The sequence below is a fragment of the Pseudomonas sp. NPDC089395 genome (genome assembly GCF_044749525.1).
Classification (GTDB): Bacteria; Pseudomonadota; Gammaproteobacteria; order Pseudomonadales; family Pseudomonadaceae; genus Aquipseudomonas.
The window spans coordinates 142731-162039 of sequence record NZ_JBIVID010000006.1 but is presented as its reverse complement, the minus strand read 5'-3'; the positions used below and the strand labels follow the sequence as shown (position 1 = coordinate 162039).

The 19309-nt window shown below is 65.4% G+C and carries 21 protein-coding genes; 2 read left to right on the top strand and 19 right to left on the bottom strand.

Annotated elements, in window-relative coordinates; genetic code table 11:
- The first annotated feature begins 11 nt into the window (after positions 1-11).
- On the top strand, positions 12-1457 hold the full coding sequence (locus ACIPZG_RS15390; RefSeq protein WP_400715113.1) for a curlin: 1446 nt from the start codon (positions 12-14) through the stop codon (positions 1455-1457).
- Positions 1458-1664: 207 nt separating this feature from the next.
- Positions 1665-2309 carry a DNA oxidative demethylase AlkB gene (alkB, locus tag ACIPZG_RS15385; RefSeq protein WP_400715111.1) on the top strand — a complete coding sequence of 215 codons (645 nt, stop codon included), beginning with the start codon at positions 1665-1667 and terminating at the stop codon, positions 2307-2309.
- A 1-nt stretch (position 2310) separates the two neighbouring features.
- Here the strand turns inward: alkB and ACIPZG_RS15380 are convergent, their stop codons facing one another.
- The 19 genes from ACIPZG_RS15380 to ACIPZG_RS15290 form a co-directional block, all read right to left on the bottom strand.
- A complete protein-coding gene (locus ACIPZG_RS15380; RefSeq protein ID WP_400715109.1) occupies positions 2311-3627 on the bottom strand; it encodes a hypothetical protein in 1317 nt (438 codons plus the stop codon).
- 190 nt (positions 3628-3817) lie between these two features.
- Positions 3818-4666, bottom strand: a complete 849-nt coding sequence (locus ACIPZG_RS15375; protein ID WP_400715107.1) for a CsgG/HfaB family protein — start codon at positions 4664-4666, stop codon at positions 3818-3820.
- A 34-nt stretch (positions 4667-4700) separates the two neighbouring features.
- Positions 4701-5114, bottom strand: coding sequence for a curli assembly protein CsgF (locus ACIPZG_RS15370; RefSeq protein ID WP_008101122.1), 414 nt, complete (start codon positions 5112-5114; stop codon positions 4701-4703).
- Entirely contained in the window at positions 5111-5518 is a 408-nt protein-coding gene (csgE, locus tag ACIPZG_RS15365) for a curli production assembly/transport protein CsgE (RefSeq protein ID WP_400715105.1), read from the bottom strand. Before csgE ends, ACIPZG_RS15370 begins: the two co-directional genes overlap by 4 nt.
- A complete protein-coding gene (locus ACIPZG_RS15360; RefSeq protein ID WP_400715103.1) occupies positions 5515-6042 on the bottom strand; it encodes a type II secretion system protein in 528 nt (175 codons plus the stop codon). Before ACIPZG_RS15360 ends, csgE begins: the two co-directional genes overlap by 4 nt.
- On the bottom strand, positions 6017-6391 hold the full coding sequence (locus tag ACIPZG_RS15355; protein WP_400715101.1) for a type II secretion system protein: 375 nt from the start codon (positions 6389-6391) through the stop codon (positions 6017-6019). Before ACIPZG_RS15355 ends, ACIPZG_RS15360 begins: the two co-directional genes overlap by 26 nt.
- A 5-nt stretch (positions 6392-6396) precedes the next feature.
- Positions 6397-6870, bottom strand: a complete 474-nt coding sequence (locus tag ACIPZG_RS15350; protein ID WP_400641021.1) for a type II secretion system protein — start codon at positions 6868-6870, stop codon at positions 6397-6399.
- Positions 6867-8741 carry a secretin N-terminal domain-containing protein gene (locus tag ACIPZG_RS15345; RefSeq protein ID WP_400715099.1) on the bottom strand — a complete coding sequence of 625 codons (1875 nt, stop codon included), beginning with the start codon at positions 8739-8741 and terminating at the stop codon, positions 6867-6869. The genes ACIPZG_RS15350 and ACIPZG_RS15345 overlap by 4 nt, the downstream gene beginning before the upstream one ends.
- Positions 8738-9238 carry a hypothetical protein gene (locus ACIPZG_RS15340; protein ID WP_400715097.1) on the bottom strand — a complete coding sequence of 167 codons (501 nt, stop codon included), beginning with the start codon at positions 9236-9238 and terminating at the stop codon, positions 8738-8740. The genes ACIPZG_RS15345 and ACIPZG_RS15340 overlap by 4 nt, the downstream gene beginning before the upstream one ends.
- Positions 9238-9801 carry a type 4a pilus biogenesis protein PilO gene (pilO, locus tag ACIPZG_RS15335; protein ID WP_400715095.1) on the bottom strand — a complete coding sequence of 188 codons (564 nt, stop codon included), beginning with the start codon at positions 9799-9801 and terminating at the stop codon, positions 9238-9240. The genes ACIPZG_RS15340 and pilO overlap by 1 nt, the downstream gene beginning before the upstream one ends.
- Positions 9788-10330 (bottom strand): PilN domain-containing protein, encoded by a 543-nt coding sequence (locus tag ACIPZG_RS15330; protein ID WP_008090712.1) that lies wholly within the window; start codon positions 10328-10330, stop codon positions 9788-9790. The genes pilO and ACIPZG_RS15330 overlap by 14 nt, the downstream gene beginning before the upstream one ends.
- A 1-nt stretch (position 10331) precedes the next feature.
- On the bottom strand, positions 10332-11114 hold the full coding sequence (locus ACIPZG_RS15325) for a hypothetical protein (RefSeq protein WP_400641028.1): 783 nt from the start codon (positions 11112-11114) through the stop codon (positions 10332-10334).
- A complete protein-coding gene (locus ACIPZG_RS15320; RefSeq protein ID WP_400715361.1) occupies positions 11095-12771 on the bottom strand; it encodes a GspE/PulE family protein in 1677 nt (558 codons plus the stop codon). Before ACIPZG_RS15320 ends, ACIPZG_RS15325 begins: the two co-directional genes overlap by 20 nt.
- Before the next feature lie 170 nt (positions 12772-12941).
- Positions 12942-13475, bottom strand: a complete 534-nt coding sequence (locus tag ACIPZG_RS15315) for a response regulator (RefSeq protein ID WP_400715093.1) — start codon at positions 13473-13475, stop codon at positions 12942-12944.
- 237 nt (positions 13476-13712) lie between these two features.
- Positions 13713-14354, bottom strand: a complete 642-nt coding sequence (locus ACIPZG_RS15310) for a SurA N-terminal domain-containing protein (protein WP_400715091.1) — start codon at positions 14352-14354, stop codon at positions 13713-13715.
- Between the two features lie 12 nt (positions 14355-14366).
- The gene (locus ACIPZG_RS15305) at positions 14367-15995 is read right to left on the bottom strand and encodes an ABC transporter substrate-binding protein (protein WP_400715089.1); all 1629 of its coding nucleotides are present in this window, start codon (positions 15993-15995) and stop codon (positions 14367-14369) included.
- Positions 15996-15998: 3 nt separating this feature from the next.
- Positions 15999-16664, bottom strand: a complete 666-nt coding sequence (locus ACIPZG_RS15300) for an SCO family protein (protein WP_400715087.1) — start codon at positions 16662-16664, stop codon at positions 15999-16001.
- The gene (locus tag ACIPZG_RS15295) at positions 16661-17320 is read right to left on the bottom strand and encodes an SCO family protein (protein WP_008091390.1); all 660 of its coding nucleotides are present in this window, start codon (positions 17318-17320) and stop codon (positions 16661-16663) included. Before ACIPZG_RS15295 ends, ACIPZG_RS15300 begins: the two co-directional genes overlap by 4 nt.
- Positions 17317-19305, bottom strand: coding sequence for a cytochrome D1 domain-containing protein (locus tag ACIPZG_RS15290; RefSeq protein WP_400715085.1), 1989 nt, complete (start codon positions 19303-19305; stop codon positions 17317-17319). The genes ACIPZG_RS15295 and ACIPZG_RS15290 overlap by 4 nt, the downstream gene beginning before the upstream one ends.
- Positions 19306-19309 lie beyond the last annotated feature (4 nt).

Below are 19309 nucleotides of genomic sequence, written 5' to 3'. Positions count from 1 at the left end.
GAGGCACCACCATGTTCAAGCTCGCTCCCTTAAGTGCCGCTATTGTCTTGGCCTTGGCTGGCCAGGTCATGGCTGATGACAGCACCTCGAATCAGTCGCAAAGCGGTAACCAGAACATCGCCGAAGTGAAGCAGACCGTCGCGCCCTTCGCCGCGGCCACCCAGACCCAGACCGGCAAGGGCCACAACCACCTGGCGGTGCAGGAAAACAGCACCAGCTACATCGACCAGACGGCCAACGGCTCCTACAACGCAGGCTATGGCGAGCAACTGTTCGAGAACGGCAGCCATATCAACCAACAGGCCACGGGCAACCTCAACGACGCGTTCGCCAGCCAGTCACTGGGCGAGAACAACCAGTCGCTGCAGGTCCAGCAAGGGGGCGAGAACCGCTCGACCGTATGGCAGGACAGCCAGCTCGGCAGCCAGGCCACTACCCAGCAGAATGGCCAGCGCAACGAAGCGTTCGTCGAGCAGTTGTTCAGTGGCAGCAACAACAAGAGCCAGATCACCCAGGGCGGTCAGGACAACTACGCCGCCGCCGAGCACATGACGCACAACGACGGTCACATCGAGATCTACCAGCAGGGCAAGGAAAACTGGGCCTATGGTGACCAGCGCGACGGAATCGGTGGCATGCTCACCATCGACCAGCAGGGTACCGGCAACTCGGCGGAAGTCTGGCAGGACACCCAGACGGGTAGCCACGCCAGCGTCAGCCAGACCGGCCAGCTCAACGAAGCCTACATCGACCAGAGCTTCGGCCAGGGCAACACCGCGACGCTTTACCAGCAAGGCAACACCAACGCCAGCTGGTCGGATCAGTTCGAGACCAGCAACTCGAAAACCAGCATTTCCCAAAGTGGCACCGGCAACCTGCACTACACCTACCAGACCGGCGACAACCAGAGCCTGACCGTGACCACCCAGGGCACTGGCAACAAGGTGATGGCCAGCAACTGGAAGGGTGACAAGCTCGGTGGCCAGTTCGGCAACAACCAGACTGCCGCGATCAACCAGAAAGGCACCGGCAACGGCGTCAACCTGACCCAGAACGGCGCCTATCAGCAGGCCACCCTGACCCAGACCGGCAAGAACAACTCGATGGAGACCAAGCAGGCCGACAACAACAACGAGCTGTACTTCGAGCAGAACGGCAGCGACAACATCCTCGTCGCCGACCAGCGCGGCACGGACAACTATGCCTTCGGCTCCACCACCGGCAGCGGCAACACCATCACCCTGGATCAGTCCGGCTACGCCAACCAGAGCTTTACCACCCAGCTGTATGGCAGTGGCAACACCGCGACCATCAAGCAGGCCGACACCGCCAACGTCGCTTACGTGACCCAGGGCGGTACTGGCAACAACGCGATCGTCGACCAGGCCGGCGCCAACCAGAGCGCCACCATCAGCCAGATGGGCAACGGCAACACGGCTACCGCTACCCAGCGTTAATGGTTCCCCCCTTGAACCGCGGTTTCCCTCTCCCTGGTGCCGCGGTTCTTTTTTGCCTGTGCTGGCCCTATCGCCGGCAAGCCGGCTCCCACAGGTACAGCGCAGGTTTCGAAAGGTGTGGTGAGCCTGTGGGAGTCGGCTTGCCGGCGATAGGCCAGACAGGCCCACAGCGCTAGAATGGCCTGACACCAAGCCAGCGCCACCACCATGATCCAGTCCGACCTCGACCTGTTCGGCCCCCAGCCACAACGCCTGGCCAGCCATACCGTGCTGCTGCCCGGCTTCGCCCTGGCCGAGATCGAGCCGCTGCTCGATGCCCTGCGCCCGGTACTGCGCGCCGCCCCGTTCCGGCACATGCAGACGCCGGGTGGCCTGAACATGGCCGTGGCGCTGACCAACTGCGGTTCACTGGGCTGGGTCAGTGACGCCAAGGGCTATCGCTACAGCCCCACCGATCCTGTCAGCGGCCAGCCCTGGCCCGCCCTGCCCCAGGTATTGCTCGACCTGGCGGGGCGCGCGGCAGCGGCGGCAGGTTTCGAAGCCTTCGTGCCCGATGCCTGTCTGGTCAACCACTACCTGCCCGGCACCCGCCTGAGCCTGCACCAGGACCGCGACGAAGCGGATTTCGGGCAGCCGATCGTGTCGGTGTCATTGGGCTTGCCGGCGGTGTTTCTGCTTGGGGGGCTGCAGCGTGCGGACCGGACCCTGCGGGTGCCGCTGAGCCATGGCGATGTGCTGGTGTGGGGGGGTGAGGATCGGTTGCGCTTTCATGGGGTATTGCCGGTCAAGCCCGGTGTACATCCGAGGATGGGTGAGCGGCGGATCAACCTGACCTTGCGCAAGGCTGGGTAAGTCATTTGTCCGGCAGTTTTTGAACGGCCAAGTTGTCGAACACCAGCATCGCGCCCTCCTCCTCCGTGTCGACGGCCAGCGTCAACACCTCGGGCCCATCGATGATCAACTCCTTGGTGCCGTAACGCATGGCCCCCGGCCCCTCATCCGACAACTCCTCGAAATCGCCACCGATGTCGGCCTGCACTCCGCAATAGCTGTTGCATCCCCAGGCGAAGCTGACCAGCCGGCGCCCTGCGCCCTCGAGCACCAGCCTGATCGAAAGGTCGACCTCCAGGTGCTTGCCACTGATCAGGCCGTTGCTCTCATCGTGCGGCTTGTCACTGACCTCGCGCATTTGCCGCTCCAACTGAAATTCGACGCCCTGCACGGTCAAGCGGCTGTAGGACCCCGGCATCACATCCTCGAAGTCGATGGCAGGTGTAGGCGTTGGCCGGCCCACGGCCTGATCCTGCTCGGCATAGCTGAAGGTCATGCTGCCCGCCTTTTCTGTCGGGAACCGCACACTGATCACCGGGACCAGTTGCTCGTAGAGCAGCTGGTAGCGAATCTGGTCGTACTGGGCCTTGGCTAATGCTTGGCGCTCCCCTTCTACATAGAAGAACGAATGCACCGGCAAGGCGCCGCCTTCACCCTTCTCCCACACTGGCAACAGTACTTCGTTGTTGATTGCCCAGAGCGCATCGGTCAGGCCCTGGCGGGCCTGCAGTGCCGTGTTGAAGGCAGCGGCCGAGGTGGCGGCGGCGTAGCGCAGGTCCCAGCCGCACACCCGGTAGTTGCTGGCCTGCGGATACTTGTCCAGCCATTGCTGCGCGGTGTTCACCGCCAGGGCCTGGCAGGTGTCGGTGGTTTCCTCGAAGCCTTTGATCGGGCCGCAGCCTTGCAGAGTCGTCCGCTGGTTGGTGTTGGCATTGATGGGGAAGGTGCAGAACACATTCAGATGGGCGAGGCTGCCGGGCGGAGCGTACTGCGGTGGGTGCAGGATCAGGCCGTTCTGGTTGCCGAAGGGCTTGCCGAAGTTACTGTCTCGGCGTACCCACGAGAACGCCACACTGCCTTTTTCGATCTGGCTGTCGCTGGGCTCCCAGGGCAGGAAGCCGATGCTGCTGGCCGTGGTACGCAGGGTGATGCCGCTGCAGAGATAGCCGGGTTTATCCGAGCCACCGCAGTCATCGGTGGTGCTGTTGTACCAAGTGTTCAGTTGATCCACAGCCGTCTTCGCCCGCTCGTTGAGCATACGCGTCGCATCAGCGGCCAGTAGTGGTGGGGTTGAAATGGCAATCAAGAGGGCAGCGATCGGGCGGGACAGGTTCGTCATGACTGACTTCCATTGTGGAATGTCAGCCCATTAATTCACTCGAAATACGCTGCCGCTACTGGCAGAAATGATAGGGGATTTCGCTGAAGCTACCGGCCCTTTAGCGGGGCAAGCCCGCTCCCATAGGTACAGCGTATTCCTGGACCTGTGGGAGCGGGCTTGCCCCGCTAAAGGGCCGGCATTGACACCTTCATTGCTGCTGATACTGACTCAGGTACTTGTCCACCCCCGCCTTGCCATCCCCCGCATCCCCCGCCACTTGCCACAACCGGCGCTCGATCCCCTGGGCCAGCAAGTGCCCCACCGCCGCCTCGATCGCCGACAGCACGCACAGCTGGGCCGGCTCGTTGGTGGTATAGCCCACCTCCGCCTCGAGCAGCTTCTTGAACTCGATGAACTTGAACACCCCCGCGCTACGCCCGATCGAGTAGATGGTCTTGCTGGTCATCACGTTGGCCAGCACCTGCCCGGTCCGCACATCCACCGCACGCAGGTTCACCGTCACCTGGTCGACCCGATATTCGCGTGAGATGTCGATACCCAGGTAGCGCGCCCCTTCCCCACCACTGCGCACGTTGGTGTCGTAGGCGATGATGCCGCCCTCCAGCATCAGGTTGGCGGCCTGCAGCGGTGGCAGCTCGCCCATGATGTTCTCGGCAACGTCAGGCTTCTTCTGCGAGGCGCGGATGATCTTGCGCTCGGTCAGCAGGTTCTGCAGGCCTTCACGTTCCAGCACCACGAACCAGCCACTGGCACTCAGGGCATCCATCAGCATGCTCGCCGCCCCCTGGGTGACGCTGGTGGAAAACGAGCTGGCCGGGGTCGGCTTGTATTGCCCGGTCTGGTCGCGGAAGCCATACACCACCGCCATCAACCGCCCCTTGGGCCGCGGCATGTTGATCAGGTCATAGTAAGTCGATGCCCGCGGCGTCAGGGTCGGCGTGCCGGTATCCTGCTCGGCCGGCATCGGCTCGCGCAGGATACTGGAACAACCTTGCAGGGTGGCCAGTATCAGTAAAGTGCTCAGCAGTCGTTTCATGGTGCGCTCTCCCCAAATGACGATCCTGTCCCTCTCAGGGGTTCAGGCCGCTGACCTCGATGACTGAAACTTCGCCAGTGGCGCGGTCGGTGACCTGGATGCTCAAGGCCCCGGAGTCGTCGATCACATCGATCAGGAACGAGTCCGTGGCCATGCTCCCGGTCTGGCCATTGCTGATGTTGTCCAGCAACTGCGACAACATCCGCGACTCCAACTGGTTGCTGAAGCGCTCCAAGGCCGTGGTGCCGGCGAGCGACGAGGTGCGGTCCTTGAGGTCCGGGTCGTCATAGTCGTTCTGCGCCTGGGCGTTGTTCAGCAGCCAGGTGCCGTTCAGCGGGTTGCCACCGAACGCCGGGTTGACCGGGGTGTACACAAGCTCGGTGGCCTGGGCGGCGAAGGCGCTGGCCAGCAGGCAAGCCGCGATACTTTGCGCAATGCGAGTGTTCATAGCTCATCCCTCTCCAGATCAGTGGTGTCCTGGAGCAGGCGCTGCAGCTTGCGCTGCACGACTTCTTGCCTGACCAGGTCGGCGGCCGCGATGGCCTCTTCTTTTAATTGGGTGACATTGGGCGGCAGAAAGCGGCGGTACAACACGTCGCGTTCGAACTCCACGGTCACCAAGCTCCCCCAGCGTGCATCCGGGCGTTCGCGCACCACCAGGTTGAAATCCAGGCGGCTGGTGGCACGCAGACGGTCGGCGAAGTAGAAGTAAAAATCGTGGCCGATGTGCGAGATGGTGTTGTCGACGATGAAACCCTTCATCTCGTCTTCGGCGTCGGCGTGCGCCACGCCGGGTACGCCGGCGGCCAGCAGCAGGCCCATGCTCAGGCAAAAAACGTTGAGTCCTTTCATGGCGTGTCTCCCGCGCCGGTATGGGGTTGCGCGCCACTGGCGCTTTCGTTGAACGCTTGCTCGGCGACGAACTGCCAGTCGCTGTAGTGCTCCAGCCCTTCGAACCCGGACCACTGGGTGTCGAAGCCACTGCGCTTGAACGGGGTAGCGTCGGAGCGGCTGTGCACGCCGGTGATACGGCCGTCGATCGAACGCAGCAGGCCCCAGTCGTCGCTGCCGGTGATCGGGTCCGGGTACAGCCTGCGGATGTGCCGCTGGGCCTGAGGGAAACGATTGTCTTCAAGCAGGTCGGCCAGCTCCTGCGGGTACTGGGCCAGGCCGGGCGATGCGCGGTAGTAGCTGCGCAGCGCCTGGGCATACTGGCCGCCCACCCACAGCAGCTGGCGCTCTTGCTCGCGCTGGGCGACGGTGGACCAGAGGGTGCCGCTGGCGGCCAGGGCCACCGAGCTGACCGCGATCAGCAACAGCACGCCCAGGTAGGTGAAGCCGGCGCAGGCCTTACCACTCAGCGAAGAGGCTGCCATCACGCGCCCTCCCTGTGGCACCGCTCTTGATATCGGCCACGCCACCGGCCACGCCTTCGGGCGGTGGCACCAGCTGCCAGGCATCGCTGCGCTCGGTGATCGGGTCGACCGGGGTGTTGCGCAGGTAGCGCTGCTCCACCAGTTGCTCCAGCGAGTCGGGGTAGTGACCGGTGTCGCCGTAGTAGTGGTCCAGGGACTCACGCAGCACCGCCAGGCTCTGGCGCAGGGTGGCTTCGCGGGAGCTCTCCAGGCTGTTGAAGTAGCGCGGCATGGCGATGGTCATCAGCGTGGCGATGATCGCCATGACCACCAGCAGTTCGATCAGGGTGAAGCCTTGGCTGCGTTTCATGGCCGTCACCATTGCCCGTAGGGGATGTTGTTGAGCCCTTTGCCACGGGCCTTGGAATACACATCGAACACGTCTTCGCCTTCGCGTGGGTTGTCCGGGCTGCTGGCGTAGGCACGCAGGCCCCAGCCACCCTCGTCGTCGCCCTTGGCCGCCACCAGCGGGTCGCGGGGGATACGCCGCAGGAAGTAGAACTTGGCGCCTTTGGCGCTGCGCACGTCGCGTACACCGTCCACCAGTACCTGCAGGTTCGGCGGATAGCCGCTGGCATCCAGGCGTTTCTCGATGAACCCGGCGTCGAAGGCGCGCTTGTAGGCATCGATGCCGTCGCGGATCTGGTACAGCGCTTCGCGCAACTGCTGCTCCTTGCCACGGCGCACCACGGTCTCGGTCAGTGGCGCGGCCATGCTGGCGAGCAGCCCAAGCAGTGCCAGGGTCAGCACCACTTCGATCAGGCTGAAGCCCTGGGCGCGGCGTTTCATGGCCGTGGGCTCGGGGTTGCCGGCACAACGGCCATCTGGGCGTCGGCCGCCGGAGCGCTTTGTTCATCTTCAGGCGCGTCGGCTGGCACAGCGCCGGCAGGCAACGGCCGGGCCATCTGGCGTACTTGCATGGCCGATTCGGTGCCGGTACCGAACTCCATGTCCGACGGGCTTTGGTACGGCAGGTTGCGCACGATGCGCGGGGTGATCGCCAGCACCAGCTCGGACTTGCTCATGTCGTCGCGGTTGCTGCCGAACAGCCGGCCCAGGCCGGGAATATCGCCAAGGCCTGGGATCTTGTTGCCGCTGGAGGTCTTGTCGTTGCGCACCAGGCCTGCCAGCACCTGGGTTTCGCCGTCGTGCAGGCGCAGGCTGGTCTGGGCGTTGCGGGTGTCGACCTGAACCGGAATGGTGCCCTGGCGAGTCGGCTCCAGGGGGGTGGCGTTACTGACTTCCAGCGCCACCTTGATCGCCACCTCGTTGTTCAGGTGCACGGTGGGTTGCACTTCGAGCTTCAGACCCACGTCCAGGTAAGTGACGCTCTCGGTAATCACCGGGCCCTGGGTCGAGGGTACCGAGGTGGCGCTGATGATCGGCACGCGCTGGCCAATGTGGATGCGCGCCTGCTCGCGGTTGCTGACGCGGATCACCGGGCTTGCCAGGGTGTTGATGTCCTTGTCCTGGGCGTTGATCTTGGCCTGTGGCGCCGGCGAGATGCTGATGCGGCTGGAGTTGATGCCACGCAACTGGTCGAGCACGCTGACCGGGTTGCCGTCATCGGTCAGCACGCCGAAGGTGTTGGGCCATTGCAGGCCGAGGTCGAGGATGCGCGAGCGGGCTACTTCCATCACTTCCACCTCCAGCACCACCTCGGGGTTGGACTGGTCCTGGGACTGCAGCAGCTTCTCGGCCATGCGCACCGCGTCGGGGGTGTCGCGCATGGTCATGGTGTTCAGGCGTTCGTCGACGAACACATCGCGGGTCTTGAGCATGGTCTTGACCATGTTCAAGGCGGTGTTGGCATCGATGCTGGTCAGGTAGAAGGTGCGCATGACCAGCTCCTGATAGTCCTTGGTCTTCTGCGGCGAATCGGGGTAGATCAGCAGGGTGTTGTCGTTCACGATCTTCTGGTGCAGCTGGTTCTGCTCCAGCAGCAGCGCCACGGCATCTTCGATGCGCACGTCGCGCACGAAGATGGTGGCCTTCATGTCCGGGCGCAGGTCCTTGTCGAAGATGAAGTTGATGCCGGCCACCTGGGACAGCACCTCGAAGATGGTCTTCAGCGCGGCGTCGCGAAACTCCAGGGTCACCGGGCGTTCCAGCTTGCTGCGCAGTTGCGGGAACGGCTGCGCGGTGCGGGCCTGGACGTTCTCGATGTCACTGCGCAGCATGATGCCTTTCTGGTTCTGCGGGTCCAGGCGCAGCACTTCGCGCATGTAGCGCTCGGCACCGAACAGATCGCCCTGGCGCAAGGCGGCCTGGCCAAGGGCGACGCGGTCGTCGAGGGTGCGCATCAGCTCCAGCTGGCGGATGCCTTCCATGGCGCGGCGGTTGTTGGATTCGATGGTCAGCACCCGGCCATAGCCCATGCGCGCGCCAGCGTAGTCGTGGCGGATGCGGTCGCTGTCGGCCTGGGTGATCAGCGCCTCGACCGCTTCCTGGCGGCTGTGGGCCAGGGCGATGTTCAGCTCGGTGTCACGCGGGTCGTCACGCAGGGCTTCTTCCAGGCGGGCGATGCCGGCCTCGTACTGGCCCTCCTTCATCAGCTCCTGGCTGTCCTTGCGCACCGCGCTCGATCCGCAGCCGGCAATGGCCACGCACAGCGCCAGGAGCATGAACGGAGCAGGCTTGCACAACTTCGATAACTTCATGGTGCGCTCCCGACAGACAGAGTCTGCGACTGGTGCAAGGGCAGGTAGACAAGGTCCAGCTCGTTGGCCGAGACCCGATCGAGGCGGTAGGTTTCGTCGATCACGTCGCCTTGGCGCACGACGTAGAGCTTTTCGCCGCTCTGCAGGAAGATCTGCAGGTCCTCGCGATCGCCGATGCGGCCGACGAACTGGAATGGCAGTGCTGGCGCGGTGGCGGCCGCGACCACGACGGGGGCGGCGATCACAGGTTGTTCGGTGACGGTGGCCAGGGCCTGGGGCTTGGTCCATTGCTGGCGGGGGAACAGGTCTCTTGAGGCCTGTTCTGGCCCTTTCGCGGCTAAAGCCGCTCCTACAGGTTCGGTGGCGCTTGTAGGAGCGGCTTTAGCCGCGATGGGCGCAACGCTGTCATCCTGGTCGAACCAGTGCCCGGGCGCCCAAGCCAATGCCCCGGCAATCCCCAGAAACCCTGCCCACATCACCGCACGCTGAGTGTTCATCACGACCTCGACAGGTAAAGGGTCATGCGCAGGCGACCATTGAGTTCGCTGTCGCCAATGCGTTTGCGCTGCAGCTCCAGGTCTTCCAGCACCAGGGTCGGCAACTGGCCGATCAGCCCTTTGAGGAAGCCGCGAAGCTGCGGGTAGCTGCCGCGCACTGGCAGCACGATCTGGTAACGCGCCAATTGGGTCTTGGGATCGACACCGAGGGCGTATTCCCCCCGCGCCAGGCTGATGTGCTCGGCGCTGGCCAGGTGATACAGGCGCTCGATCAACTCGCTCGCCTCGGGCTGGCCCGGCAGCTGTTGGCGCAGGCTGTCCAGCGCTTGCTGTTCAGGTTTGACGGCAATCTTCAACTCGCCGCGCTTGACCCGTTCAACCTGGGCGCTGGCATCCGCTTCGCTGGCTTGCAGTTCACGCAGCGCCTGCCAGTGCGGCAGCACGCCGGCCAGCGCCACGCCCAGCGCCAGCACCGTGACGGCAACCGCCGCCAGGGCCACTGGACCTGCGCGGCGCAGGTGCTCTTCGAGGATCAGGCGGTTTATCGACTCAGGGACGCGCATGACCGGTCTCCCAGGTGGCGGTGAGGTTGAAGCGCACCGGCTGCTCAGGCTGGCCCATCACCACCTCATGGTTGAGCAGCGACACATCGCTGAGCTCGGCGCTGCGCTCAAGGCGCTGGTGGTACTGCAGCATCGCCTCCAGGTTGCGCGCCTCGGCAGTGATGCGGACCTGGCCCTTGCGGGCGTCCGGGGTCAGGGTGAGCAATGCCACATCTTCCTGCGGTTGCGCTTCGAGCATGGCGAACAGTTGCTGCCAGGGCCGTTGCAGTTGCTGCGAGACACTGCGCATCTGTGCCAGGCGTTCGGCCTGCTCGCGGCTGGCGGCGGTGTTCTGCGGCGCGGCGGTGGCTGGGCGGCGGCCCAGTTGCAGCTCCAGGCCGTGCACACGGGCCTCCAGCTCGACCTGTTCGGCCTGCAGGTGCTGCTGCAGCAGTACCAGCGCGGCGACCACGGCAGCGCCCAGGGCCAGCAGCGACCAGGCCAGCGGGCTGCTGCGCCGGGGTTGGAATTCCAGATCGAGGCGGCGCATCTCAGGCCACCGCTCGCCACATGGCGCACAGCGGGTCGCTGTCGCCGGCCGGTTGGCACAGCTGCACCGCCGCCAGTTGCGACACGTCGCCCCGGCCCGGGGCATGCAGGTAGACCCGTGGCAGCTGCTCGCCGTACAGCTCGCAGGTGCGGTCGATCAGGGCCTGCAGCGCCTGGTCGCTGTCGGCGCAACCTTGCGCCAGCACTTGCTGCCAGGCCCCGCCGGCCGCCATCAGCAGCACACTGCGCCGCGGTTCGGCCAGGACGAAGAGGAAGTCGCCCTGGCCCAGCTGCGCCGAGCAGCGGTTGTAGGCGGCCATCAGGTAGGGCTGTACCGAACGCAACTTCAGGCGGCTTTCATCGACCAGCGCCTGCAGCCCTTGCAGCAGCGCCCTGGGCAGCGCCGTGGCGATGCGCGCGGCACCGGCCGGCTCTGGCGACAGGACGATGCGCCAGTCATCCAGCGACTGGCCGTAGAGGTTCTCGAAGCAGGCCCTGGCGTAGGCATCCAGCTCAGCTGAGGTGCCAATGGCGTCGCTCCACGGCACCAGGCAGAAGCGGCTGAAGCGGGCCGACAGCAGCACCCTCAATTGTGCGCCCCGTACGGCGTGTTCGGCCAGCAGCGCGGCAAGCGCCTGCAGGGCAGGTTCCCAGGCCGGTTGCGCGGCATCGCAGGTGAAGGCGCGGCTACCCAGCCATTGGTGTTGATTGGCGTGCCAGCGACCCAGGCCGACACCCTCGGCGCCGAGCACGGCGCAAAAGCGATCAGGCGATAAATGTGACACGGTTGATCTCCTCAAGGGTGGTGCGGCCCTCGCGGACCAAGTCCAGGGCAGAGGCACGCAGCAGGCGCAGGCCGCGCTGGCAAGCCAGTGTCTTGATCTGCGCCAGCGGGCGGCGTTCGACGATCATCTGCCGCAGGTCGTCATCCAGGTGCAGCAGTTCGGCAATGGCGCTGCGCCCACGGTATCCGCTGCCCCGGCACTGGCCGCAGCCCTGGGCGCGCACGAACTGCCAGCCGGTCACTGCTTCGCGGGTCAGGCCCGAGGCGGCCAGGGTCTCGTCGTCCACCTCGCAAGGCGTGCAGCAGTGCGAGCAGGCCAGGCGAATCAGGCGCTGGGCCAGCACAGCGTTGAGCGCGGAAACGAAGCTGTAGGGGTCGACCTGCATCTGGCTGAAGCGCCCGATCACGTCGAACACGTTGTTGGCGTGGATGGTGGTGAACACCAGGTGGCCGGTGAGCGCCGACTGCACGGCGATCTGCGCGGTGTCCGGGTCGCGGATCTCACCGACCAGGATCTTGTCCGGGTCATGGCGCAGAATCGAGCGCAGGCCGCGGGCGAAGGTCAGGCCTTTCTTCTCGTTGACCGGGATCTGCAGCACACCGGGCAACTGGTACTCGACCGGGTCTTCGATGGTGATGATCTTGTCCACGCCGTGGTTGATCTCGCTGATCATGGCGTACAGGGTGGTGGTCTTGCCGCTGCCGGTGGGGCCGGTGACCAGGATCATGCCGTAGGGCTCGGCCGCCAGGCGGCGCAGGGCGCGCAGGGTTTCATCGGCGAACCCCAGGGCCTGCAGCTGGACACCGCTGACGCGGTCGGAGAGGTCTTGTTTGTCGAGCACCCGCAGCACCGCATCCTCGCCGAAGATGCTCGGCATGATCGACACGCGAAAGTCGATCTGGCGCTCGCCGATGGCGATCTTGAAACGGCCGTCCTGGGGCACGCGCTTCTCGCCGATGTCCAGTTCGGCCATGACCTTGATGCGCGAGATCACCTGGTCGGCGAAGGCACTGCCGCTGGCCTTGCCGGCACCGTTGAGCACGCCGTCGATGCGGTACTTGATGGTCAGGCCCTGGCCGGTCATGCCCAGGTGGATATCGCTGGCGTGTTGCTTGAGGGCGTCGTAGAGGGTCGAGTTGACCAGCTTGACCACCTTGCTCTGGTCTTCGCTGATGCTGGTCAGCGACAGCCGTTGCAGGGCATCGGTGTCGCTGTTGGCCTCGGTATCGTGGTCCAGGGCATCGACAGCGTGGAAGCTTTCTTCGTGGCGGGCCAGCAAGGTCGCCAGGTCAGCGGCGTGGGCCAGGTACAGCGGCGCGCCTTGCAGGGTGTCATCGATCCAGGCCAGGCGGGCGGGGTCGAAGGGGTCGGCGAACACACCCAGCACTTCGCCGCCCTGCTCGATCAGTACGAATTCGCGCTTCAGGCACAGGGCCAGGCTGACCTTGTCGAAGCGCGGGGTGCTGGTCAGCAGGGTCTGGCTGTCGAGCACCGGGTAATGCAGGGTGAGGCCGAGGCGGCGCAGGAAGGTGTCGGGGGTGTCGGTGGACAGGCGCTCAAGGCAATTGAGCAGGCGCTCGTCGCTGGCTTGCAGGCGAGCCTGGGCGAGCAGGTCGCGGGGGTAGGCTGCGTGAGGCGCTGGCTGTACCGGCCTCATCGCCGGCAAGCCGGCTCCCACAGGGTCGGTGCAATGCTCAGGGGTGTGTTGAACCTGTGGGAGCCGGCTTGCCGGCGATGAGGCCGAAACGCTGTGATCGATTACATCTGACATGGCCTACGACTCCGCTCAGGGGGCGCGTCGCAGGCTGGCTCAGTCTGCGGGCGCCGCTATTCCCCAGTGAGCAGTTGTTCGTCGTCAGGTCCGGGGGGCTTGGCGCCATTACGGCGACGGTCGGCCAACACCCAGCTGCCATCGTACAACTGCAAGGGGAACGATTCGTTCCTGTTCTGGCGTCGTTCGACATACCCCTCGGCTGGATCGTCAGTGGCCCTGCGCCGGCGCTTGATGCCCACCAGGTCGAGGATTGCACGCGCCAGTTCCGCCAACGGGAACGGCTTGAACAGGACGTGAGTCACTCCCAGTTCGGCGGCCCGCTCACGGACCTCGACGGTCGGGTGGGCGGTGATCAGCACGAAATGGCACTGCCTGTTCTTGCGTACGGTCTCCAGGACCTGAAACCCCTCCATGTCGGGCAAGCGGTAATCCAGCACTATCACTTGCGGTGCCAGGCGTTCAGCCATCTCAATACCCGTGGCACCGTCGTGGGCAACCTGTACATCCAGGCCTTGCGCCTGCAGATACGCCTGCAGGTTTTGCGCAAGGGTCTGTTCGTCATCGACTACCAATACTCTGTTCACCAAGGTCGACTCCCAAGTACTGCCCGGTTACCCGGTCTGCGAAGTGCGCCCTTGTACAGGCTTGAGCAGGCTTCGTGCCAGGCGTGAATAGTCATGTTGCACCACTGTAAACCATTGATTTTACTGCTATGCCCCAGTTTCCCCGCAACAGGCGAAGGCCCACTTCCCCACATCCGGGGAAGATGATGGCATTTTGCCAAGCCATTATTCCCCAGCTTTGGGGAAAGGCCGTGGGCGTTCTCAGTTGGCGATCTGCACTGTAGCGGATTCGCGCAAACGTTGGCGAACGGCCTGGCGGGACTGGGCCTGCAATTGCGCGACGAGTGCGTCCCTGGCCAGTGCCAGGCCCTGTTCTCGTATGACTGATGGCGTATCACTTTGGTTCTGCGTTCCTTGCAGTGTTTGTCGGTTGGCCTGGTAGAACGCTTCTACCTCGGCCGAGCTGGGCGCATCGACCGCGCTGAGCTGGGCATAGGCCTGCTGCGCGGCCATCTCGTGGCGCATGTACTCAGCGTACTCTGCCCGATCGAAACCCGCATCCGCCAGCCGCTGCTCGAACAGTGCCGGGCTGCCGAAAGCCGCCTCCAGTTCGCCCACCTGCGCCGATACCTGTTCATCACTGACGATGATGCCCCGGCGCTGCGCCTCCTGCCACAGCAGTTCCTTGTCGATCAGCTCATCCAGGGCCTGTTCGCGCAGCCGTTTGTACAGCGTCGGGTTGCGGATGCTGCTCAACGCACGGCCCTGGGCTTCGAGGTACTCGCTGAAATAACGCTCCAGGCGCATGACCCCAATGTCCACGCCATTGACCCGCGCCGCAGGCACATCGGCCCAGCTCGCCTTGGCGACCATCAGCAACAGGCACAGCAACAGGATACGCATGGGGACCTCCGCTCAAAGGCTGTCCGGCACGGGCCGGTAGGGGGCGACAGATGTAAAGCGTGGCCCGGGCAGGCCCACCGCGATCACGTGGGCACCCGCCATGCCCTGGCGCCGGCCGGGGCCGAAGCCGAGCGCCGGAGTCAGGCCGGTGTCGATGTCGTGCAAGCCCTCCAGGGCGGCGACCAGGCGTTCGCGGCTGGCATCACGACCGATCTGCTTCAGGCCTTCGGTCAGCAGGCGCAGGGCACACAGCGTGTTGACCTGCAGCGAAGCCTGGCGCGGGTCGAGCCCCAGGCGCTGCTCCAGGCTGGACAGGGTCGCCAGGCCCTGCACGGTCCAGTCGCTCGGCACGTAGGGATAGGCCAGGAACACCCGCTGCGACCACTGCGCCGGTAGCCCTGCCACGGCACTGGCGACCTGGCTGGAAGCCGCCAGCAGGTAGGGCTCGCGCCCCGCCGCCTGCAACGCGGCGGCCAGTTCGGCGAAGGCCTGGGGGCGGCCCAGGAAGACGATGCCCTCGCCTTCCACTGCCTGGCCGTCGAACGCCTCGATCGGTGCGGGCGACCAGCCTTGCGCCTGCAGACGTTCGCGGACCTGTTCGGCCAGCGCTGCCTGGTCGGCACCGGCGTAGACGACGCGCAGGCCATCGGGTGCCAGGCCCAGGCTGGCACGGGCGTGGGTGGCGAGGCTGAGCAGTTGGCTGGCCACGCTTGGCATCGGGTCGAAGATCTGCGTACTGCCGCCGCCGCGCGGGGTACTGCCAATCAACGGCACACGCTGCTGTTCGAGTCGCGTAGCCAGGCTTTGATCGAGCATCGGTGCCAACGGGGTGATCAGAGCGAACACCCGCTCCTGGTCGAGCAAACGCTGCAGGGCGAGCTCGGCACTGGCCTGGTCGGGCCCCGGGTCGAGCACCACCAGTTGCAGGCGCCGGCCATGAATGCCGCCTTGCTGGTTGAGTCGCGCCACGCCGTCCTCGAGCACGGCACGAATCACGTGGCCGGCCTCGGCCAACGGCCCGCTGTCGGGGAGCAAGGTGCCCAGGCGCAGCACGCCCTCCTCCACGCCCGGGTCGCGTTCTTCACCCAGCCGCTTGAGGTAGGCGGTCAGGTTGCGCTGGTCGGCCAGGGTCAGGTCGAAACGCGGCATGGCCGGGTCCAGGCGGTTGCCGGCAGGGTCGACACCGTGCTGGATGGCACGGGCCAGGGTGGCGTCGGCGTAGGCCGGGTAGCTGCGGCTATTGACTTGCCTGGCGCCTTCGCCGAGGGCCAGGCGCTGCCAGTCGAGGCTGGGGGGCCGCACGCCGCCCTCGGCGCGGCCACGGCCGTCGGTGCCGTGGCAGCTGGCGCAGGGCAGCACGCTGGCGGGGACGCTCATGTCGCTGGCACCGACACGGGCCGTCAACTGTGCATCACTGCTCGATACGCCTTCGCGATAGAGGCGCTTGCCGGCTTCTTCCTGGGGGGTGAGGTCCAGGGCCAGGGCTTGGCCGGTGAGGCTGAAGGCGATGAGCAGGGCAAGGGCTTTTGCGGTGCTCGATCGGGCCTCTTCGCGGATAAATCCGCTCCTACAAGGAGGCGTGGAGCCTGTAGGAGCGGATTTATCCGCGATGAGGCCCGACCAGACTGCCCAGGATTCCATGGCTCACCGCCCTGCCAAAGGTTGGGCCAGCAGTTGCATGCGCTGGGCAATGGCCACGGGCGGTGCATCCGGGCGGATCTTGCTCCAGCGCTTGCCGGCCACGTCGCCGGCAATCAGCTGAGTCGAGTGCTGCTCGGGGCTGGGCAGGAACTGGCCGATGCGCCCCAGCACCAGGTCGACGTTGGCCTTGTCGCCGGTCAGGAACACCCAGTTGGCACTGTCCACGCCCTGCTTCTGGGCGAAGGCCTTGAGCGCCGCCGGGGTGTCGTTGAGCGGGTCGCTGCTGATCGAAACGAACGTCACCTGGCTGGCAAGCGCCGGCCCCATGGCGTCGCGCACTTCACGCAGCTTGCGGGTGATCAGCGGGCAGGCATCGGTGCAATGGGTGAAGATCACGTTGATCATCACCACCTTGTCCTTGAGCACATCGCTGTAGAAGCGCACCTCGCGGCCGTTCTGGTCCTTGAGCACGGTGTCGGTGAACCAGGTCTGTGCATCGCGGGTGCCGCCACCACTGGTCATGGCCTGCGGTGCCGGCTGTGGGTCCGGCGCACTGGGTGCGTGGCCTTCGTGGGCCATGGCGACGGACGCCATGATCCACAGGCAACCGGTCAGCACCAGCCAGTCGAAGCTGCGCATGCCCGCAGCGTGTGAGGTATGGCTGCTCATGGTTGCACCTCTTGTTGGTGTTCGGCGATGGCGGTGCTCTTGGCGTGCACCCGGCGGGCGCTGAGGCGGTTGACTTCCTCGACCAGCACGGCCGGGTCGGTGAAGCCGTAGTAGCGTGTCCAGTGGCCGCTGCGCCCGTCACCGACGAGGATCAGCGGCGGGTGCTGGCTGAGGTCGGCGCTGAAGCTGCCCAGGCCCTTCAGGGTTTCGGTAATGGCATAGGGCGTACCGGTCAGCCAGCTCCAGCCCGGCCCATGCTGGAAGGACTTGGCGTACTGCTGCAGGCGTTTGGCATCATCGCGCTGCGGGTCGACGCTGATCGACACCAGCTGGATCTCCTCGCCCACCCGGCCGCCCAGCTGCTGCTGGACCTTGCCCATGATCGACGACACCACCGGGCACACCGTGGTGCAACTGGTGTAGATGAAGCCCATGACCACCAGGTGTTCACCTACCAGGTCTTTTTCCAGGCGTACCGGCATGCCGTCCTGGTTCAGCAGCGAGACATCGGCAAAGCGCACGCTGGCCTTTTCCTGATGGGCCGGCGCTGGCGGTTCGGCGGGCCCGCCATGGTCGTGGCCGGCATGGGCCAGGGCGAAGTTGCTGGCCAGGGCCAGGCTCAGCACCAGCAGCTTGCAAGAATGCTTGGCGTTCATCGCACATTCCTCACGTCGGTCTGGGAAGCGGTAGTCGCTGCGGCCGGCAGGATCCGCAGACTGGTGTAGTTCTCTTCGGCGAACTTGCGCCCGAGCGAGGGCGACTGGACATGCAGGTACCAGGCGCCGGGTTCGGGCAGTATCAGCGCCGCCTGGTACACCCCCTCGCCGACCTCTTCGAGCTGCTGGTTGTGCGGCATCGACGACGGTGCCAGGAAGTAGCGCAGGGTCAGATCGTTCAGGCCCTGGCGTGGTCGGCCATCGTCACCGACGATGCGCACCTTGGCAGTGAACGTGCTGTGCTGGGGCACCGGTTGGTCCAGGCCGATGAACTCGGCGTGCGCGCCTTTGCGTTTGCTGGCGTCGGGTGCCGACGCCACCTCGGTGCTGAAGCAGTGGATGATCTGTGGCTGGTTGAGCAGGAACGCCACGTCGAACTTGCCCGCCGCGGGCATTTTCACCGTCGAGCCGTACACCCCCGGCGCCACCTCGCGCAGGCTGCGATCGATGACCAGCGCCGCGCGGGCCTGGTGACCGCGGTTGTTGTAGCCGGACATCGGCGCGTTCATGCCTTCGGCATAGAAGTAGGTGGTGTTGTCCACCGGGTTGACCACGAACACCGAGTTGTCGTCGCGAGACACCGACAAGCCCTGGGCCAGCGGCAGGTCACCGGCCTGGCGCGGCGCAGCGGGACCCGCCTCGAAGCTCTGGATGATCGGCTGGCGCCCTTCGCCCAGGCTGCTCAGGTTGATCATGCTGACCTTCGAGGAGGCCAGGCCGCGCACGTAGGCATAGCCTTTGGTGAAGGTCAGCTGGTACGGCTCGGCAGCCACCGGAATACGGTGGATCAGCTGGTCGGTACTGGCATCGATCACCAACGCCTGGTTTTCCAGGGTATTGAGCACGATGCCGTAGCGGCCATCGCTGCTGAAGCGCATCGGGCCCAGGCCCTGCTCGGCCTTGACGGTGTGGCGCAGCTGGTGGCTGCGGGCATCGTACACCCGCACCGTGCCCTCCTGGCCATCGGTGACGTACACCGCCTGGGACAGTGCCGAGTACGCCACCGCCAGTGGATGGGGCCCCACCTCCAGGGTCTTGGCCAGGCGCATCTCGGGGATGTCGATGATGCTCAGGGTGCCGCCGTCGCGGTTGCTCACGTAGGCCCAGCGCGAATCGCTGCTGAAGGCGATCTCGTGATGCCCGGAGCCGGTGGCGAAGCTTTTCAGCATGCTGCGGCTGGGCACATCGATCACCGTCACCCCGCCCCTGGCCGGGTCGTCGCTGTTGTTGCCGACCCATAGCCGGCGCTGATCCGGTTGCAAGGCCACGCGCAACGGTTGCTCGCCGGCATCCACGCTGGCCACGCGGGTGAAGGTTTCCGTGTCGATGAGCGCCACCTTGCCGCGCTCGGGGATCGACACGAACACCTGCTTGTCGTCGCTGGTGGCCGTCCAGTCCATGGGGCGCCCTGGCAGGTCGATGCGCGCCATGGTGCTGGTCACCCCACCGACCGACACGGTCGGGTCGATCACCGTCAGACTGGCATCCTTGTTCAGCACCAGCAGGAAGTAGCTGTTGAGGTCCAGCAGCGGCCGGGCCCCGATGCTGCTTTTGAGGAACAGCGCGACGCGGGCCTTGCAACTGTGCTCGCGGGTCCCCTCCTGGGGCGCCGACAGCGCCGGGTCGATCCATGCCCCCGGTGCCATGCCCGACAGGGGCTGGCCGCTGCTCTGGTCGGTGACCTTGAAGCGGATGTTGGCGAAGGTCCCTTCACGCAGTTCTTCGCCCGCCAGCGGCCGCGCCTCGAACTCCACGATCACGCCGTCCCGGCTGAGCCGGTGCAGGGCCTGCGGGTCGGCAGGTTCCTGCAGCAGCTCACGGGGGTCGCACCAGAGCTGTTCGTAAGCCACGCCCAAGGTGATCAAGCCCACTCCCATTACCAAGCCAAGATACGCCGAGCGAAGTTTCTTATTGTTGGTACGCATGCGC

What these genes read in the sequence shown, in the direction of transcription:
- ACIPZG_RS15290 (WP_400715085.1), bottom strand. Translation starts at nt 19,305, where the DNA reads ATGCGTACCAACAATAAGAAACTTCGCTCGGCGTATCTTGGCTTGGTA.
- ACIPZG_RS15355 (WP_400715101.1), bottom strand. Translation starts at nt 6,391, where the DNA reads ATGAAACGCAGCCAAGGCTTCACCCTGATCGAACTGCTGGTGGTCATG.
- ACIPZG_RS15350 (WP_400641021.1), bottom strand. Translation starts at nt 6,870, where the DNA reads ATGAAACGCCGCGCCCAGGGCTTCAGCCTGATCGAAGTGGTGCTGACC.
- ACIPZG_RS15305 (WP_400715089.1), bottom strand. Translation starts at nt 15,995, where the DNA reads ATGGAATCCTGGGCAGTCTGGTCGGGCCTCATCGCGGATAAATCCGCT.
- ACIPZG_RS15345 (WP_400715099.1), bottom strand. Translation starts at nt 8,741, where the DNA reads ATGAAGTTATCGAAGTTGTGCAAGCCTGCTCCGTTCATGCTCCTGGCG.
- ACIPZG_RS15360 (WP_400715103.1), bottom strand. Translation starts at nt 6,042, where the DNA reads ATGGCAGCCTCTTCGCTGAGTGGTAAGGCCTGCGCCGGCTTCACCTAC.
- csgE (WP_400715105.1), bottom strand. Translation starts at nt 5,518, where the DNA reads ATGAAAGGACTCAACGTTTTTTGCCTGAGCATGGGCCTGCTGCTGGCC.
- ACIPZG_RS15370 (WP_008101122.1), bottom strand. Translation starts at nt 5,114, where the DNA reads ATGAACACTCGCATTGCGCAAAGTATCGCGGCTTGCCTGCTGGCCAGC.
- ACIPZG_RS15295 (WP_008091390.1), bottom strand. Translation starts at nt 17,320, where the DNA reads ATGAACGCCAAGCATTCTTGCAAGCTGCTGGTGCTGAGCCTGGCCCTG.
- pilO (WP_400715095.1), bottom strand. Translation starts at nt 9,801, where the DNA reads ATGCGCGTCCCTGAGTCGATAAACCGCCTGATCCTCGAAGAGCACCTG.
- ACIPZG_RS15320 (WP_400715361.1), bottom strand. Translation starts at nt 12,771, where the DNA reads ATGAGGCCGGTACAGCCAGCGCCTCACGCAGCCTACCCCCGCGACCTG.
- ACIPZG_RS15390 (WP_400715113.1), top strand. Translation starts at nt 12, where the DNA reads ATGTTCAAGCTCGCTCCCTTAAGTGCCGCTATTGTCTTGGCCTTGGCT.
- ACIPZG_RS15375 (WP_400715107.1), bottom strand. Translation starts at nt 4,666, where the DNA reads ATGAAACGACTGCTGAGCACTTTACTGATACTGGCCACCCTGCAAGGT.
- ACIPZG_RS15340 (WP_400715097.1), bottom strand. Translation starts at nt 9,238, where the DNA reads ATGAACACTCAGCGTGCGGTGATGTGGGCAGGGTTTCTGGGGATTGCC.
- ACIPZG_RS15380 (WP_400715109.1), bottom strand. Translation starts at nt 3,627, where the DNA reads ATGACGAACCTGTCCCGCCCGATCGCTGCCCTCTTGATTGCCATTTCA.
- ACIPZG_RS15330 (WP_008090712.1), bottom strand. Translation starts at nt 10,330, where the DNA reads ATGCGCCGCCTCGATCTGGAATTCCAACCCCGGCGCAGCAGCCCGCTG.
- ACIPZG_RS15310 (WP_400715091.1), bottom strand. Translation starts at nt 14,354, where the DNA reads ATGCGTATCCTGTTGCTGTGCCTGTTGCTGATGGTCGCCAAGGCGAGC.
- ACIPZG_RS15300 (WP_400715087.1), bottom strand. Translation starts at nt 16,664, where the DNA reads ATGAGCAGCCATACCTCACACGCTGCGGGCATGCGCAGCTTCGACTGG.
- alkB (WP_400715111.1), top strand. Translation starts at nt 1,665, where the DNA reads ATGATCCAGTCCGACCTCGACCTGTTCGGCCCCCAGCCACAACGCCTG.